The sequence below is a fragment of the Streptomyces sp. AcH 505 genome, from assembly GCF_000818175.1.
Taxonomy (GTDB): Bacteria; Actinomycetota; Actinomycetes; order Streptomycetales; family Streptomycetaceae; genus Streptomyces.
Genome location: NZ_JTIY01000004.1, coordinates 1 through 16,199, shown reverse-complemented (window position 1 = coordinate 16,199; position 16,199 = coordinate 1). Strand labels below are relative to the sequence as shown.

Annotated in this window: 15 protein-coding genes; 5 read left to right on the top strand and 10 right to left on the bottom strand. The window is 69.2% G+C overall.

From position 1 onward, the window contains the following. Window positions 1–3 precede the first annotated feature (3 nt). The 7 genes from HY68_RS37110 to HY68_RS37080 all read right to left on the bottom strand — a co-directional run bounded on the left by HY68_RS37110 (window position 4) and on the right by HY68_RS37080 (window position 7,289). Window positions 4–876: an ABC transporter ATP-binding protein gene (locus HY68_RS37110; RefSeq protein ID WP_042001456.1), complete on the bottom strand. Its 873-nt coding sequence runs from the start codon at window positions 874–876 to the stop codon at window positions 4–6. Next, window positions 873–1,925, bottom strand: coding sequence for an iron chelate uptake ABC transporter family permease subunit (locus tag HY68_RS37105; protein WP_042001453.1), 1,053 nt, complete (start codon window positions 1,923–1,925; stop codon window positions 873–875). Before HY68_RS37105 ends, HY68_RS37110 begins: the two co-directional genes overlap by 4 nt. Next, entirely contained in the window at window positions 1,922–2,965 is a 1,044-nt protein-coding gene (locus HY68_RS37100) for an iron ABC transporter permease (RefSeq protein WP_042001450.1), read from the bottom strand. Before HY68_RS37100 ends, HY68_RS37105 begins: the two co-directional genes overlap by 4 nt. Further along, window positions 2,962–4,011, bottom strand: coding sequence for an iron-siderophore ABC transporter substrate-binding protein (locus tag HY68_RS37095; RefSeq protein ID WP_042001447.1), 1,050 nt, complete (start codon window positions 4,009–4,011; stop codon window positions 2,962–2,964). Before HY68_RS37095 ends, HY68_RS37100 begins: the two co-directional genes overlap by 4 nt. Before the next feature lie 237 nt (window positions 4,012–4,248). Next, complete coding sequence (locus tag HY68_RS37090) at window positions 4,249–5,019, bottom strand: AraC family transcriptional regulator (protein ID WP_042001444.1); 771 nt, start codon at window positions 5,017–5,019, stop codon at window positions 4,249–4,251. Window positions 5,020–5,138: 119 nt separating this feature from the next. Then, a complete protein-coding gene (locus HY68_RS37085; protein WP_042001441.1) occupies window positions 5,139–6,311 on the bottom strand; it encodes a 4-hydroxybenzoate 3-monooxygenase in 1,173 nt (390 codons plus the stop codon). Between the two features lie 174 nt (window positions 6,312–6,485). Further along, window positions 6,486–7,289, bottom strand: coding sequence for a helix-turn-helix transcriptional regulator (locus tag HY68_RS37080; protein WP_042001438.1), 804 nt, complete (start codon window positions 7,287–7,289; stop codon window positions 6,486–6,488). A gap of 238 nt (window positions 7,290–7,527) precedes the next feature. On the opposite strand from HY68_RS37080, the gene HY68_RS37070 reads away from it, so the two are divergent. The 3 genes from HY68_RS37070 (at window position 7,528) to HY68_RS37060 (ending at window position 9,789) form a co-directional block, all read left to right on the top strand. Continuing rightward, entirely contained in the window at window positions 7,528–7,950 is a 423-nt protein-coding gene (locus HY68_RS37070) for a VOC family protein (RefSeq protein WP_042001432.1), read from the top strand. 403 nt (window positions 7,951–8,353) lie between these two features. Further along, the gene (locus HY68_RS37065) at window positions 8,354–9,214 is read left to right on the top strand and encodes an MBL fold metallo-hydrolase (protein ID WP_042001536.1); all 861 of its coding nucleotides are present in this window, start codon (window positions 8,354–8,356) and stop codon (window positions 9,212–9,214) included. 20 nt (window positions 9,215–9,234) lie between these two features. Beyond that, complete coding sequence (locus HY68_RS37060; protein WP_241778912.1) at window positions 9,235–9,789, top strand: 3-oxoacyl-[acyl-carrier-protein] synthase III C-terminal domain-containing protein; 555 nt, start codon at window positions 9,235–9,237, stop codon at window positions 9,787–9,789. Between the two features lie 62 nt (window positions 9,790–9,851). Here the strand turns inward: HY68_RS37060 and HY68_RS37055 are convergent, their stop codons facing one another. Then, the gene (locus HY68_RS37055; RefSeq protein ID WP_042001429.1) at window positions 9,852–10,463 is read right to left on the bottom strand and encodes a TetR/AcrR family transcriptional regulator; all 612 of its coding nucleotides are present in this window, start codon (window positions 10,461–10,463) and stop codon (window positions 9,852–9,854) included. Window positions 10,464–10,607: 144 nt separating this feature from the next. Here HY68_RS37055 and HY68_RS37050 point away from each other — a divergent pair, with 144 nt between their 5' ends. Both HY68_RS37050 and HY68_RS37045 read left to right on the top strand, forming a co-directional pair. Continuing rightward, window positions 10,608–11,342: an SDR family oxidoreductase gene (locus HY68_RS37050; RefSeq protein ID WP_042001427.1), complete on the top strand. Its 735-nt coding sequence runs from the start codon at window positions 10,608–10,610 to the stop codon at window positions 11,340–11,342. Between the two features lie 33 nt (window positions 11,343–11,375). Continuing rightward, complete coding sequence (locus HY68_RS37045) at window positions 11,376–11,999, top strand: NAD(P)-binding domain-containing protein (RefSeq protein WP_042001424.1); 624 nt, start codon at window positions 11,376–11,378, stop codon at window positions 11,997–11,999. 32 nt (window positions 12,000–12,031) lie between these two features. Here HY68_RS37045 and HY68_RS37040 read toward each other — a convergent pair whose 3' ends face one another. Then, window positions 12,032–13,183, bottom strand: a complete 1,152-nt coding sequence (locus HY68_RS37040; protein WP_042001422.1) for an SGNH/GDSL hydrolase family protein — start codon at window positions 13,181–13,183, stop codon at window positions 12,032–12,034. A 37-nt stretch (window positions 13,184–13,220) separates the two neighbouring features. Continuing rightward, complete coding sequence (locus HY68_RS37035) at window positions 13,221–15,752, bottom strand: carbohydrate-binding protein (protein WP_078864166.1); 2,532 nt, start codon at window positions 15,750–15,752, stop codon at window positions 13,221–13,223. Window positions 15,753–16,199: the final 447 nt, after the last annotated feature.

Sequence of the window (16,199 nt, the reverse complement as noted above, 5' to 3'; positions counted from 1 at the left end):
GGGTCAGCGCGCCTTGCCGGCAGTCTCGGGCGCGGGACCGGCTGACGGTGACGCGTGCCCGCTCTCGCCACGCTCGGCCGTCGAGTGGTGGCGTCCGATCGGCAGGACGAGAGGCTTGCCGGAAAGCGGGTCCTCGATGACGCGGCTGCCCATGCCGTACAGGGCCTGGACGGTGTCCTCGGTCATCACCTCCTCGGGGGTCCCGGCGGCGTGCAGCCCTCCGGACGCCAGGGCGATGAGACGGTCGGCGTAGCGCGCGGCCAGGTTGAGGTCGTGCAGGACCATGACGATGGTCGTGCCGCGGGTCCGGTTCAGATCGGTCAGCAGGTCGAGGACCTCGATCTGGTGGCTGATGTCGAGGAAGGTGGTGGGCTCGTCGAGCAGCAGCAGATCGGTCTGCTGCGCGAGGGCCATGGCGATCCACACACGCTGGCGCTGGCCGCCGGAGAGTTCGTCGACCGCCCGGTCCACGAGCTCGGTCGTGCGGGTGGCCTCCAGCGCGACCGCCACCGCCTCGTCGTCCTGCGCGGTCCAGCGGGAGAACGCGCGCTGGTGGGGGTGGCGGCCCCGGCCGACCAGATCCAGGACCGTGATGCCCTCGGGGGTGACCGGCGACTGCGGCAACAGGCCGAGGGTCCGGGCGAGTTCCTTGGCGGGGGTGCGGTGGACCTCCCTGCCGTCGAGGACGACCCGTCCGGTACGTGGGGTCAGCAGCCGGGACATCGAGCGCAGCAGGGTCGACTTGCCGCAGGCGTTGGCGCCGACGATCACCGTGATCCGCCCGGCAGCGAGGGTGAGGTCCAGCCCCTCGATGACGGCGCGGTCGCCGTAGCCGAGTGTGAGGTTCTCGGTGGAGAGGGTGTGGGACGCGGTCACAGTGAGCCTCCGGCCCGGTTGGTGCGGACGATCAGGTAGACGAGGTAGGGGGCGCCGAGGACGCCGGTGACGACGCCGACGGGATAGCGGACGTCGAAGGCGTACTGGCCGGTGAAGTCGGCGACCAGGACGAGCAGGGAGCCGACCAGGCCCGCCGGGATCAGCAGGGATCCGCCACCACCGACCAGCCGGGCGGCGATCGGGCCGGAGAGGAAGGCCACGAAGGCGATGGGTCCGGCGGCGGCCGTGGCGAACGCGATGAGTCCGACGGCCACGACGATCACGGTGACGCGTGTGCGTTCGACGCGGACGCCGAGCGCGGACGCGGTGACGTCGCCCAGGCTCAGCGCGCTCAGGTTGCGGGCCTGCGAGAGCAGGACCGGAGTGAGTACGAGCACGGCGAGGACGGAGGGCACGGTCTCCCGCCAGGTGGTCCCGTTGAGGCTGCCCGTAAGCCAGCGCATCGCCTCCTGGAGGTCCCATTCGGCGGCCTGTGACAGAACGTAGGAGGTGACGCTGTCGAGGAGGGCGGAGATGCCGATGCCGATCAGGATGAGCCGGGTACCGACGACCCCGTCGCGGAAGGCGAGCGTGTAGACGAGCAGGGCCACCCCGAGCGCCGCTGCTATCGCGAGGACCGAGACCTCGGACTCGCTCAGCGAGAGGACCACGATGGCGATGGCCGCCGCCGCACTGGCACCGGCGCTGATACCGATGATGTCGGGGCTGGCGAGCGGGTTGCGCAGCATCGTCTGGAAGGTGACTCCGGCGATCCCGAAGCTGAACCCGGCCGCCAGGGCCAGCACCGCGCGCGGCAGGCGCAGCGTGCCGACCGTGAAGGAGGCACCCGGCACCTGCTCCCCCATGATCACGCGCAGCACGTCGCGTGCCGGGTAGAAGGTGTGCCCGGCCATCAGCGTCATGGCGAACGCGGCGACGACGAGGATCAGCAGGACGAGGACGGTCAGCCGCCGGCGGTGGGCGCGGCGGACCCGGGTGCGGGTGACGGTCCGCACCACGGACAGGCCGGTGTGGGCGGGGGCAGTCACAGGGACCTGACCTTCTGTCGGCGGACGATGTGGATGAAGAAGGGGGCGCCGACCAGCGCGGTCACGATCCCCACGTCGATCTCGGACGGCCGTGCCACGACCCGGCCCACCACGTCCGCGACCGTCAGGAGGACGGCGCCGGTCAACGTGGCGAACGGCAGCAGCCAGCGGTGGTCCACACCGACCAGCAGACGGCAGGCGTGCGGTACGACGAGTCCGACGAACCCGATCGGTCCTGCGACGGCGGTGGAGGCCCCGCACAGGACGACCGCGCCGAGTGCGGCGGTGGCCCGGACCAGGGCGACACGCTCACCGAGTCCCGCGGCCAGATCGTCGCCCAGGGCCAGCGAGTTGAGGGCCCGGGCGGAGGCCAGGCAGAGCACGAACCCGACGGCCAGGAACGGCACGACGCTGCCGAGCTGCGTGTACGAGGCCCCGCCGACGCCGCCGATCTGCCACAGCCGGAAGGTGTCGGCGATGTCGTTGCGCGGCAGTACGACCGCGCTGACGAGGGAGGCGAGCGCGGCCGAGATGGCGGCGCCGGCCAGGGCCAGCTTCAGCGGGGTGGCGCCGCCGCGTCCCAGCGAGCCGACGCCGTAGACGAACGCGGCGGTCAGGCCCGCGCCGAGCATCGCCACCCAGATGTAGCCGGCCTCCGAGGCGAGGCCGAAGGAGGCGATGGCGGTGACCACGGCGAGGGAGGCACCCATGTTGACGCCGAGAATCCCGGGGTCGGCCAGCGGGTTGCGGGTCACCCCCTGCATGACCGCACCGGCGAGTCCGAGGGCGGCGCCCACGACGACGGCGAGCAGGGTGCGCGGAATGCGCTTGGCGACCGCGGCCTGTCCCAGGGTGTGGTTCGCCCCGCCGAGCGCCGACCAGACGTCGGACCAGGCGACGTCGCGCGAGCCGAAGGCGAGGGAGGCGGTCATGGCGGCGAGCAGGACCCCGGTGACCACGAGGAGCCAGCCGACACGCACGCGCGCCGGACGTCGTACCGCGACGGCGTCCGGCGCGTGCGGGGCATCGGTGGCTGTCACGCGACCTTGTCCGCGGCCTTGGCGAGCGCTGCCACGTAGTCGTCCAGGACGTACGGGATGGAGAGCGGCGTCGGGTTCGCCGCGGTGGCCAGCGGGGTGCTGCCGGGCAGCAGGTAGAGGGAGTCCCGCTGGACGGCGGCCAGCTTCGAGGTGAGCGGGTCCTTCTTGAGCGCCTTCAGCAGTTCGCCCTTCTCGTCGCCGTAGCCGGTGATGATGTCGACGTCGTTGAAGTCGTCGATGCGCTCGGCGCTCTTGGTGAGCACGAACTTCTTCGTCGACCCGGACGGCCCGGAGACGCTGGCCGGGATCTTCATGCCGAGGTCGGTGAAGAACTGCGTGCGGGTGTCGTGGGTCGTGTAGTAGCCGACCTCGCTGACGTCCTTGGACGACACGTGGGTCATGAACATCGCCGTCTTCCCCTTCAGCTGGGGGTACTTGGCGACGGTCTTGGCGATCCGGCCCTCCAGGTCGCCGATCAGCTCGTCGCCTTCGTCGGCCAGTCCGATGGCCTCGCTGTTCAGCCGGATGATGTCGCGCCACGGGGTGGCCCAGGCGGCCTCGGGGTAGGCGACCACGGGTGCGATCTGGCTGAGGGTCTCGTAGTCCTGCTTCGTCAGCCCGGAGTACGAGGCGAGGATGACGTCCGGCTCGGTGTCGGCGACGGCCTCGAAGTCGATGCCGTCGGTCTCGTCGAACAGGACCGGTGTCTTGGCGTCGAGTTCCTTGAGCCGGGCCTCGGTCCAGGGCAGCACCCCGTTCCCGTCGTCGTCGCCGAAATTGGCCTTGGCCATACCGACGGGGACGACGCCGAGGGCCAGCGGGACTTCGTCGTTCGCCCAGTTGACGGTGGCGACGCGCTTGGGCTTCGCGGGTATGACGGTGGTCCCGAGCGCGTGCTTGATCGTCACGGGGAACTGGTCCGAGCTCTTGGCACCGGCAGCCGCGGCGCCGTTGTCGTCCGAGTCGTCGGACTGGCCGCCGCAGGCGGTGAGTCCGAACAGGAGCGTCGCCGCGAGGGCGAGCGCACGAAGGCGAGGGGTTCTCATCGGCCCTTGATCCACTTTCATTCAGGGTGCCGGGCGGGCTCACACGCGAGGGACCCGCGGAACGCGGGTCGTGGAGCAGGGCACCACACTCACACCAGAAACTTAGGTAAGGCTTACCTGCACAGCGTATGGATTCGGGCGCCGCCGATCAATCGAGCTTTTTCGACAGCCCTTGTAGCGATCGGGACATACGTGAAGGCAGCCGGTGCCGGGGCCGTCCGCGGGGGCCCGCACAGGTCAGTGGGCCCGGAACCGGCCCGGGGTCATTCCCGTCGTACGGCGGAAGGCCACGCCGAAGGCGCTCGCCGAGCGGTAGCCCACAGCGTCGGCCACCACGTCGACCTCCAGTCCGAGGGACAGCAGTTGCACGGCGTGCTGGGCCCGGACCGACGCCACCCAGCGGGCGAAACTCGTACCCGTCTCCGCCCTGAACGCGCGCGTCAGTGTGCGTGCGCTGCACCCGAGCACCGCGGCCCAGCCGCTCAGCGTCCGCTGGTTGGACGGGTCGGCCCGGACAACGTCGACGACAGGACGCAACAACGCGGAGGTGGGCAGTTGGACCAGCAGCGCGCGGGGCGAGGGCCGCAGGACGTCGAGGACCATCGTCTCGGTCACGCTCCTGGAGCGCGACGGCAGCTCGCGCTCCTCCAGCCGCTCCAGCAGGAGGCGCAGCAGTGGCGTGATCTCCACCGCCACCGGCTCGTCGGACAGTGCCGACAGGGTGCCGTGGCGGAAGAAGTGGGCGCGGTAGGAGGTGCCCGCGACCGCGGACGCGGAGTGCAGCTGCCCGGCCGGCATCCACAGCCCCAGGGTCGGTGTGATGCACCACACCTGGGAACCCACCACGGCCGTAGACGCCCCGCGCTCGTTCCAGAGCAGTTCGTGCCACGGGTGGGAGTGTTCGTTCCACGCCGTGTCGGCGGTGACGACCTCCTCGTACCCCTGGATCACGAACGGCACGTCCACCTCGCCTGCGGCGAGCGTGGGCAGCTCTCTGGTGACACGCATGTACCGAGGCTAACCGGCGCCGGTCGGACCGAGCTGCGCCGGTGTGGCCCGACCGGGTCCCCTGGAGTGCGTACGGCCTGCAAGCGGAGCCGAACGCCTGCTGAGTTGACGCCCGCCGGCTAGTTCGTACCGGCGGCGAGTTCGCTGAACAGCCTGTTCGCCGACTCCGAGGCGAACTGGCGCTGGAGCTCGGCACGGGCGATCTGCTTCTTGAACTCACCCTCGAAGCCGGTGAATCCGGCGTTGTGCATGGTGTCGGTGATCCACGTCGCGAACGCCTGGTAGTTCCAGATGTGCGGCAGGCAGGTCTCCGAGTAGCCGCTGAGGAGGCTGGAGTCGCCGTCCTTCGCGTGGCGGATCACGGCGCGAGCGAAGACCTCGGTGTCGTGCAGGGCGAGGTGGATGCCCTTGGCGCTCATCGGCGGGACGATGTGGGCGGCGTCGCCGAGAAGGTACAGCTTGCCGTAGCTCATCGGGTCGAAGACCACACTGCGCAGGGGCACGATCTGCTTGGACAGGATCTCGCCGCGCGAGGGAGGGGTGCCGAAGCGGGCCTCCAACTCGCTCCAGACGCGCTCGTCCGACCACTTCTCGGGGGTGTCGTCGACAGCGCACTGGAGGTAGATGCGGCTGACCTCGGGTCCGCGGGGGATCATGCCGGCCAGGCCCAGTTCGTGGATGGCCATGCCGGACGGGCTGGTCGCGGTGGCGGCCAGGACGCTGAGCCAGGAGTAGCCGTACTCGTGGGAGTACTCGGTCAGTGCCGTGGCGGGGATGGTACGGCGGGACACACCGTGGAAGCCGTCGCAGCCGGCGATGAAGTCGCACTCGACGGCCCGGGCCGATCCGCCGGCGTCCTGGAAGCGCACGACGGGACGGCCGACGGTGAGGTTCTCCAGGGTGACATCGGCCGCTTCGTAGCGCAGGTCGCCGCCTCCGCGCAGGAAGACCTCGGTGAGATTGCGTACGAGCACCTGCTGCGGGCAGTACAGGCTCTCGCTGTTGTCGTCGTCCACGTCGATCGGCATCGCGTGGCCGTCGATGTAGAAGCCGCCCTCGCTGTGCGGGATCGGGTCGCCCGCCAGGACCTCCTCCAGACCCCACGCGCGGAACATGCGCACCCCGAAGGTGTCGATGGTCCCTGCGCGTTGGCGCTTCTCGACATAGGCGCGGGGGTGCTTCTCCAGCACGACGCAGTCGATGCCGTCGCGCAGCAGGAAGTTGCCGAGGGTCAGACCGGCGACGCCGGCTCCGATGATGACGACTGCCGTGTCGTCGCGTGTCGTGGTCATGGTGTGGGAGCCTCCGTGCTCAGGGCGGGACCGGTACGCGGTATGGCCGCGGTCACCACCCTGCGCGGACGCCTGGCCTGCGCGCCACCGGTAACTGGACAGCGAATACCGGAAAGCCGCCAGGTCTGGAACGTAAGCGGGCGCCGGGCGCCTGAGCTGCGCCGATGCCGGCAATCAGGCGTGGCGGTGGCGTAGTTCGGCCTGGTAACGGCCGGGCGTCTGCCCGACGACATCGGTGAAGGCGTCAATGAAGCTGGAGGGGTTGGACCAGCCGCACGCCACCGCGGTGTCCGTCACCGACATGCCGTCGGTGAGGCGGGCCAGCGCGTGGTGGATGCGCAGGGTGGTGCGCCAGCGGTGGAAGCTCATGCCCAGCTCGGTGTGGAACAGGCGGCTGAGTGTGCGTTCGCCGGCCCCCACGCTGCGGCCCAGTTCGGCAAGGGTCGCGGGCCGGGCAGGGTCCTCGTGCAGCAACGCGGTGGCGGCGCGGAGCCGGTCGTCATCGGTCTCCGGCAGGTGCAGGGACTGCTCGGCGGCGTCGACCAGTTCGTCCACGATGACGGTGAGCAGCCTCCGGTGCGCACCGGGGCGCCGCTCCGGGTTGTCGGTGAGCGCGAGGAGCGCTTCGCGCAGCAGCGGGCTGACCGCGAAGACGCTGGGGTGGTCGACGATCTGCGCGCACAGGTCGAGCGGGACCTGGAGCAGGCGCACGTCGGTCCGGCCGTAGAAGCGGTGGGAGTGTGCGAAGTGCGGCGGCGTCCAGGTGACGCGGTTGGCCGGCGCGACCCACGTTCCACGTTCCGTGACGGTGGCCAGCGCACCGGCTGCGGCGTAGACGAGCTGCCCCTCGGCATGCGAGTGGGGGGCGAGCTGATAACCGTGCGGCAGCCACGCGGCGCCTTGGAGTGGCGTCGCGTCCGGTTCGGAAGGGGCGGAAGGGGCGGAAGGGGGCGTCGAAGGGTGGCGGTCTTTCGGCATCGGAGGTCAATTTACCGCTCCGAGGCGAGCGACCGGTCCGGCGCGGTGGAAGTCGGTCCGCCGCCACAGTCATCCAACTGGATGGTCAGCCCGTCCAGTACCGGACTCAACCTGTCCTCTACCGCTGCCATCGTGGCGTACGAGCCGTTCGGGAGGCACGACTCCTGCTCACGGTGGCCGCCGCTCGGCATCGACGGCCGACGGCGCACATTTCTCACACTGAGGCAAGGAGCAGGTCATGTCCGTCACGACCACCACTCATCTGAACTTCCGAGGCGACGCACGTGAGGCGCTGGACTTCTACCGGTCCGTCTTCGGCGGACGTACGGTCGTGGTCACCTACAAGGATGCCGGCGCCGTGCAGAACGAGAACGAGGCGGAGTGGGTGATGTGGGGCGAGGTGGCCGGTGACAACGGCTTCCACGTCATGGCCTACGACGTGCCCTCTCAACTGCCCTGGCACCAGGGCGAGAACCCGTTCTTCGTCTCCGTGCGTGGAGACGACGCCGAGGAGACAACCACCCTGTGGGACAAGCTCGCCGAAGGCTCGACCGTCGTGCGCCCGCTGGAGCCCGCGCAGTGGGCGCCGCTGTACGGCATGCTCACCGACCGCTTCGGCGTCACCTGGGTCTTGGACGTCACCGCTCCGTACAACGGCTGATCCGACCCGACCCGCCTACTCTCCGACACCGGCGACCATCGGTGAGATCTTCGGCGGCGCCCGTGTCGACCTCGCTGCCGAGGAGAGCATCGGGCTGGGTCGGCAGGACGCGTACCGCCACCGCGCCCAGGACATCGCAGCCGAGATCGCCCAGCCGCCTCTGGCGGCCACGGTGATCGCGCAAGTAATGCACGGCATACGCCCACACCCATGCCGTTTGTTTTCGATTCCGCGGCGCCGCCAAGTGCAGTCAGGTGTCCGATACCGCCCGGCCGCACTCGCCCGCAAGGTGGACAGAGTCCGACACTTTCGAAGGAGAACCTTGTCCGCCATTTTTTCCCCGGTATCCGGGACGCCGACAGTCAGCACCATCGAACTCGGTGATGTGCAGGTCCACCGCGTCATGGAGTACTCCGACACGACCCCGATGACCACGGATGTCTTCTTTCCCAACAGCAGGCCCGAGGAGTGGGAGCGTCACACCGAGCTGCTGGCACCCGACCACTGGGACCCGGAGACCGACCTCACCCGCGCTGCGACCCAGTCATGGGTGCTGCGCAGCGAGGGAAAGGTCATCCTCGTCGACACGGGCGCCGGCAACGGCAAGTACCGTCCCCTGCAACCGATCTGGTCCTACCTGGACACCTCGTACGTGGCGAACCTCGCCGCCGTCGGCGTACGGCCCGAGGATGTCGACCTCGTCGTCAACACTCATCTGCACGACGACCACGTCGGCTGGAACACCAGGCTCGAAGGACGCGACTGGATCCCCACCTTCCCCAACGCGACCTACCTCATGCCGCAGCGCGACGTCGAGTACTGGAGGCCGGACAACCTCCACAACACCGTGTTCGGCCGGGGAAACCAGAACGTCTACGAGGACAGCGTCGACCCGGTCATCGAGGCCGGTCTGGTGAAGACCTGGGACGAGTCGTACACCATCGACTCCAACCTCCGTCTGGAACTGGCTCCCGGTCACACCCCGGGCGCATCGATCATCCACCTGGAGTCCGCGGGCGACCGTGCGGTCTTCGCCGGGGACCTGTTGCACGGCGCCATCCAGGTCCACGAGCCGCACATCAACAGCTGCTTCGAAGAGGACGAGGACGGCGCCCGGGCCAGCCGTGCGCGCATGTTCGCGTACGCCGCCGACAACAACGCCCTCGTGCTCCCGGCCCACCTGCCCGGCCATGGCGCCTTCGAACTCCGCCGCAAGGGTGCCGGGTTCGAACTCGCCACCTGGGCGCCGTTCTCCCGCACCTGACTGTTCTGCCCGATCGGATCGTGGGAGCCGTACGCCGGGACCCCGCGAACCTCGCCGAGTTCCGGGAGAGTTTCGCCGGCTACACCTTCGGGGACGCGGGCGCCGCGGTCGTCCTGGAGGCGGTCGACCGGGGCGGCATCCTCGACGTCGACAGTGAGACTCGCTCCGAACACTGGGCTGTTGGCGGAATCTTCGGAGGCGGCTCGCGGCATCCCCGCGGCGACGAGCACACCTATTTCCGCGGTGACGGCAACGAACTGCGGGCGGTCTTCGAGAAGGTCGGCACCTCGGTACTCGACCGGATGCGGCATCGGACCGGCCTGGAGTGGACCGACTTCCGCCATGTCCTGGTCCACCAGGTGACCTTGCCGTATCTGGAGCGGTTCGTGGAGATGAGCGGAGTCCCCGAGGACCGTCTCGTGGTCACCGTGCCGGAGCTCGGCAACATCGCCTCCGCCAGCCTCGGCGTGCAACTCGACCGCGTCCACGCCAACTTGTCGCCGGGCGACCGCGTGCTGTTCGTCGGACTCGGCGGTGGCATGAGCATCATGACGATGGTCTGGGAGAAGTCATGAACGTCCCAGGGACAGTTGCGGCGGCATACCTGAGGGGACAGCGCTTCGCTCGGCGTACCGCGTCAATTTGATGCTTCGGCCCGCTGCCGGTCGTCGCCGGCCGTGGCGGGGATGGCGTTGTCGATGAGGACGGTGGCGATGGCGGCGGCGGTGGGGAAGGCGTCGGCGTCGAGGACCCGGGTGCGGGCTGCCGCGCCGTCGATGAGCAGCGCGAGCTGCTCGCCGAGCTGTTCAGGGTCGGCCGCGCCGGCTTCACGGGCGGCGTCGGCGAGCCGCGCTGCGACGGCTTTCTTGTAGTCCCGTGCGTACTGGGATGCGGGGTGCTCGGGGTCGTGCAGCTCGACGGCGGCAGCGATGTAGGGGCACAGGGGGGTGGTGGGGGCGACGTCGAAGGCGGCGAGGAGCCGTTCGCGGGGGGTGAGGTCGGTGCGGTCGAACACGCCCGACAGAACCGAGGGGTCGAACCGGCGCAGGTACTCGGCGACGAGTTCGTCCTTGCCGGTGAAGTGCTGGTAGGCCGTGCGCTTGGACACCTGGGCCGCCGCGCAGAGCTGGTCCATGCCGGTGCGGCTGATGCCCTGCTCGCGGAACAGTTGCTGGGACGCGCCGAGGATGCGCTCCCGGGCGCCCCGGCCGCGTCGGCGGCCCGTGGGGCCCTTCTCCAACTCCGTCATGCCTCCATGCTACCCCAGCTGGGTAACGACCGGTGTACTTAGCTTGCCTCTCGGCCACCCACCCCGTAGCGTAAGCACACAGGGCGGTGTACTTAATGCCGTCGCCCCAGTTACACACGGCACCACCGACCCAAGGGAGCGACCATGGGAAAGCTCGACGGCAAGGTAGCGGTCATCACCGGCGGCACCACCGGTATGGCGCTGGCCGGCGCGAAGCTGTTCGTCGACGAGGGAGCGCACGTCTTCCTCACCGGCCGTCGCCAGGACGCCCTGGACGAGGCCGTGAAGCAGATCGGCCGTAACGTCACCGGCGTCCAGGGCGACGCCGCCGACCTGGGCGACCTGGACCGCCTGTACGACACCGTCAAGCGGGAGAAGGGAAGCATCGACGTGCTGTGGGCCAGCGCCGGCATGGGCGAGCCCGCCCCGCTCGGCGAGATCACCGAGGCCCAGTTCGACACCGCGTTCTCACTCAACGCCCGCGGCACCCTGTTCACCGTCCAGAAGGCCCTGCCCCTCTTCAACGACGGCGGCTCCATCCTCATGACCGGCTCCAACGCCTCCCTCGGCGCCTTCCCCGGCTGGAGCGTCTACGCCGGCAGCAAGGCCGTCCAGCAGGCCTGGGCCCGCGTCTGGCTCAACGAGCTCAAGGACCGCCGCATCCGCGTCAACGTCCTGACCCCCGGCCAGGTCGCCACCGCCAAGCAGGCGGAACTCTTCGACGAGGCCACCAAGCGCCAGTTCGAGTCCCTCATCCCCCGCCGCGAGATGGGCCGCCCCGACGAAATCGCCACCGCCGCCCTCTTCCTCGCCTCCGACGACTCCAGCTACGTCAACGGCATGGAACTCGTCGCCGACGGCGGCACCACCGCCCTCTGAACCGACCAACTCACCACCAGGACAGGACATCTCATGAGCAGCATCAGCATCATCGGCACCGGGAACATGGCCCGCACCCTCGGCGCGCGGGCGGTGGCGGGCGGCAACACCGTCGAGATCATGGGCCGCGATCAGACCAAGGCCGCCGAGCTGGCCAAGGCTCTCGGCGGCGGCGCCACGACGGGAGAGTGGGGTACCGCCCCGGCCGGGGACATCGTCATCGTGGCCTTGTTGTACGACGGTGTCGTGCCGGTCGTCGCCCAGTACGGAGACGCTCTCGCGGGCAAGGTCATCGTCGACATCAGCAACCCCTTCAATGCCACGTTCGACGGGCTGGCGCACCGCGAGGAGACCTCGATCGCGCAGGAAGTCGCCAAGGTGACCCCGGCCAGTGCGGGTGTGGTGAAGGCGTTCAACACCATCTTCCGTCATGTCCTGGAGAAGGGGCGGCCCGACGTCTTCATCGCCGGTGACGATGCGCAGGCCAAGGCAGGTGTGGCGGAGTTCGTCGAAAGCCTCGGGCTGCGCCCGCTGGACGTCGGCGGTCTGAAAATGGCGCACTGGCTGGAAGGAGCGGGCCTGTTCACTGTGGGTCTCGCCAACAACGGGGTGGGCAACTTGGACTTCGCCCTCAGCATCACCGAACTCCCCGTCTGAGCGGACGGTTGACGGCTCTGTTCCCGGGAGGGTTACGTCGCTTGCAGCGTCGTCCACTTCTGCGCGTCGGTGCCGTTGCAGGTCCACAGCTGCAACTGGGTGTTGTCCACGGTCGACGAGTTGGGGTCGTCCAGGCAGCGGCCTGACTGCGGGTTGCGGTAGCCGCCGTCGTACGGCTGCCAGACCTGGGCTCCGGTGCCGTTGCAGTCGTGGAGCTGCACCAGGGTGCCGTCGGCCGTGCCGCCGTCCGCGGCGTCCACGCACTTGCCGTAGATGCGCAGGGTGCCGTCGGTGCGTCGGGTCCACCACTGCGCGTTGGTGTCGTTGCAGCCCCGCAGCTCGATGGGCGTGCCGTTGTCGGTCTTGGCGTGGCTGTCGTTCAGGCACTTGCCGGTGATGCCGGAGCGCACCACGCCGCTGGGGCCCGGGGTCCCGATCCAGCCGGCCGCGTCGGCCGCCTCGATCGCCGTGTTGAAGGCGTCGGCCATCTTCTGGTAGCCGCCGTCGTCGGGGTGCAGCGGGTCCGCGAGGTCGGCGGTGGTCAGCGCGCTCATGTCGACGTAACGGACGTGCTTGCCCGCCGCCTGCTCGGCCTGCGCGATTGCGGGCACCTGCTGGTTGAAGGCGGGCCGGTAGGGCTCCTCGACCGAGTTGGTCGACACGATCAGCGACGCGAGCAGTACGGTGACGCCCGGTACGTCGGCGGTGATCCGGTCGACCAGGGCGTGCAGCCGGTCCGGCGCGGTGGCCGGCTGGTAGTTCTGGTTGAGGTCGTTGGTGCCGATCATCAGGGTGACCACGTTGGGCCGGTAGATGCTCAGGGTCGAGTCGGCGATGCCGGCGATCTGGTCGATGCGCCAGCCGCGGTGGCCCTCGTTGTCCGGGTCCTTCATGGTGCCGCTCTGGGCACCACCGACGAAGTCCACGGTGTGGCCCTGGCCGGTGAGTTGGTCCCGCAGCGGGACGCGGTAGCCGTTGCCGTTGCTGCTGCCGACGCCCCAGGTGATCGAGTCACCCAGCGGCATCAGCCGGAGGACGGCAGGGGCGGCGGCCGCGGCGGGCGTGACCTTCGAAGCGGGCGCCAGGGGTGCCAGGGGCGCGGCCCCGGCCGCCGGGACGAACCCGCCGAACGCCCCGAGGACCAGGGCAGCAGCTGTCGCGGCCACCGTGACACGTCTTCTCATGTCCGAACTCACCTTCTCTGCGCGCCGGTTCGGTTGGTCAGGGAGCGATGGTGACGACCGCTGTATTGCCGGCCGCCGGCGCGGTGACGGTGACCGTGAAGAGCTTGGTCGACGTGTTGTAGGCGACGGCGCCCACGCTGCCGCTGGTGGCGGTGGCGGTCGGCTTTCGAGGCGCGTAGCCGTGCAGGGTCACCGGTCCCTCGCCCGGAGCGAAGGCGACCGTGGTGTGTACGCTCCCGTCGTCGCTCAGATGCTCGACGCGCTTGTCGCCGTGCGAGACGAACTTCCCCGCGTCACCGAGGAAGGCGATTCCGGAGGTGCCCACCGGTGCGACGACCCAGTACGTGCCTGTGGTGACGGTCGCGCTCACGCTGCCGCCCTGGGCGACCAGCTTGCCGGCGCCGGCGAAGTAGTCGTACGCGTAGGCCGGTCCGGTCAGGCCCAGTGAGGCCAGGCTGACCGAGACGGCCTGCGACGGCTCCGTGGGTACGGTGCCCCGGCTGACGCCGAGCCAGTCGATGTTGCCGGCGCTCGACCCGGTGGCGGTCGCCCGTACGGTGTTGGCGCCCTTGGCCAGTGTGACGGTCAGCCCCTGGACGTCCCACTTCGTCCACGAACCGGTCGGGGCGAACGCCGCTGTGCGGGAGGCGCCGTTGACGGCTATCGCGAGCGGACGGTCGGTGGCGCCGCCGTTGGCGTAGCGGAACATCAGCGTGTACGTGCCGGCGGCGGCAGCCTGCACCGTCCACTGCACGTAGTCCTGATCGCTGTTCTGGTAGTCGGCGTAGCCGCTGCCGGTGTATCCGGAGTTCTCCGTGGCGACGATCGGCCCGGAGAGGGTCGCGCTCTCCGCCTGGTACGTCTGTTCGGGCGGGGTGGACTGCCGCGCGTAGGCGAAGACGTAGCGGTAGTTCAGCCCTACGTGCGCGACGCGAGTGGTGGCCACCATGGCCGGCAGCTTCCCGTCCGCTTCGCCGACGTATGTCGCGTCGGTGGGCACGATCGGCACGTCGGGCTTGACGATGACCCCGTCCGGGCGCGCCACCTGGCGCAGGTTGGCGGCGTTCAGCTTGCCCAGCGCGTCACCGACGCCGACCGGTCCCGCCGACAGGTTCGCCAGCAGCAGGTTGTTGGTCTCCGCGCTCATGAACACGTCGACCCACGGCCACACTCCGAGCGAGCCGGCGAACTGCGAGTCGTAGAGGAACGCGTCCCACTTCGACCGCTCGAAGCGGTCGTCGCTGACTCTGATGGTCGTCAGATTGGGGTAGAGCGTGCTCTGCAGGTAGTCGCGCGGCAGCGCCATGCAGTACTGCAGGTCCATGCCGCCGGTCGCGGCCTGGTGGGCCATGTTGTCGAAGAACGCGTCGGCGTCGGTGAGGTTGTCGCCGGGTTTGGCGTTGTTGCAGAGCCAGTCCTGCTCGTAGACGGCGACTCCTCCGTCACGCAGGTACTCCATGACGCTCTGCCAGAACTTCGGGTCGATGACGACGTCGTTCGAGAACTGGTACTGACCGTGGTACGGGCTCGACTTGTCCATCCACCGGCCGTGGACGACGAGCGGCTTCCCCAACTCCCGCTGGAACGCGGAGAGTCCGTCCGGGAACAGCTCCTTGTCCGCCTCGTACCTGTAGGTACCGTCCGGCAGGTCGTCCCAGATGTTGTCGGGGCCCTTGGGGTACCACCAGCTGTCGAGCTGCAGGTAGCCCATCGGGATCTTCTGGGACTCCCACTCGTCACGGACGGCCAGCAGCGTGCCGGTGTATCCCTTGGACTGGTCGTACTTGTAGTAGTAATCGGCGCCGTTGTCGGTCCAGTAGCCCAGGGTGTTGAGGATCGGACCCGTGTCGTTCGCCGGCAGTGTCTTGCCCGCGAGCGTGGTCAGCGCGGCACCCCAGGCGTGGTACGCGGCGCCGATGCCGGCCTTGGTCGACAGGATCGTCTGCCGGGTGTAGCCGGCCGGCAGGCTGCCGATCGAGCTGAGTACGCCGGCGGCGATCGAGCCGTCCGAGGCCTGGGTGGTCCGGGCCTCCTGGAAGTGGTTGGCCGCGGAGAGTACGAAGGTGTTGCCCTTGGCGTCGAAGAACACCCATGGGCTGTCCGCCGCGGCCGAGAAGGTGTTGAACTGGAACTTCCCGAAGCACTCGTGGTGGCTCAGCCGGTGCGGGAGCGCGGGGTAGTCGGTGATCGTGGGGAACGGCTTGGCATTGGCCGCGGCCTTGACGTACGTGTCGGTGAAGACGACGGCCGAAGCGCTGTTGTAGACGCGGATGCCGCCCTTGCGCGCGCCCGACTGGAAGGTGAACGTGGTCTCGGAGTAGGTGCCCAGCGCGTCCGTCCCCGAGCGGGTGGTAATACCGGTCGCCGGTCCGACCGAACCGCTGAAGGTCCAGCCCAGCTCACTCGCGGTCACCTGCCAGGCGCCCGACGCACTTACCGTTCCCTTGAGAACGGTCGGTGAGACCGTGCCCGCGCTCGCCCGGGCCACCGCACCTGCGAGGGGCAGGGTCAGGGCGGCGGACCCGACACCGGCGACTTTGATGAAATCGCGACGATTCAATCCAGTCATGAACGTGCTCCTCGTCTCGTGGCGGTCATTGCGGGGCAGCGCAATTCAGCTGAGCGTGGATACCGCGCGCTGCGAACTCGGCGTGTCGGGGCGGTAGTTGAGCCCGTCCGGTGCGGGGAATGACGCTTAGTGTGCGGGCGTGTCAGTTTTGAGGTCAAGACTCAAGACGAAGAAACAGTTACCAACATGAGTTCACTCATGTGGACACTCGGCAGCGGGTTGGACATCCTGCCACGTGAGAGAGGTCGTCATGCGGCAAGTGCGTTCGTTATCCAGGTCGCTGTTTATATATGCGATCGATGATCGACACGCTCCAGGAGACGTCAGGTGGCGCGGCCGCCCAGTCCGGCGAGTGCGGCGTCGATGATCGGCTGCCGGTACTCCGGGGTGCCGGGGATCTTCGCGATGGCTACCACGAGGTCGAGGATCTGACCGAGGTCGAGGTCG

Bases quoted from the DNA above. Each gene is read 5' to 3' on its own strand.
- HY68_RS37050 (WP_042001427.1), top strand. From the start codon at position 10,608: ATGGGAAAGCTCGACGGCAAGGTAGCGGTCATCACCGGCGGCACCACC.
- HY68_RS37070 (WP_042001432.1), top strand. From the start codon at position 7,528: ATGTCCGTCACGACCACCACTCATCTGAACTTCCGAGGCGACGCACGT.
- HY68_RS37085 (WP_042001441.1), bottom strand. From the start codon at position 6,311: ATGACCACGACACGCGACGACACGGCAGTCGTCATCATCGGAGCCGGC.
- HY68_RS37055 (WP_042001429.1), bottom strand. From the start codon at position 10,463: ATGACGGAGTTGGAGAAGGGCCCCACGGGCCGCCGACGCGGCCGGGGC.
- HY68_RS37045 (WP_042001424.1), top strand. From the start codon at position 11,376: ATGAGCAGCATCAGCATCATCGGCACCGGGAACATGGCCCGCACCCTC.
- HY68_RS37080 (WP_042001438.1), bottom strand. From the start codon at position 7,289: ATGCCGAAAGACCGCCACCCTTCGACGCCCCCTTCCGCCCCTTCCGCC.
- HY68_RS37090 (WP_042001444.1), bottom strand. From the start codon at position 5,019: ATGCGTGTCACCAGAGAGCTGCCCACGCTCGCCGCAGGCGAGGTGGAC.
- HY68_RS37035 (WP_078864166.1), bottom strand. From the start codon at position 15,752: ATGACTGGATTGAATCGTCGCGATTTCATCAAAGTCGCCGGTGTCGGG.
- HY68_RS37095 (WP_042001447.1), bottom strand. From the start codon at position 4,011: ATGAGAACCCCTCGCCTTCGTGCGCTCGCCCTCGCGGCGACGCTCCTG.
- HY68_RS37065 (WP_042001536.1), top strand. From the start codon at position 8,354: ATGGAGTACTCCGACACGACCCCGATGACCACGGATGTCTTCTTTCCC.
- HY68_RS37040 (WP_042001422.1), bottom strand. From the start codon at position 13,183: ATGAGAAGACGTGTCACGGTGGCCGCGACAGCTGCTGCCCTGGTCCTC.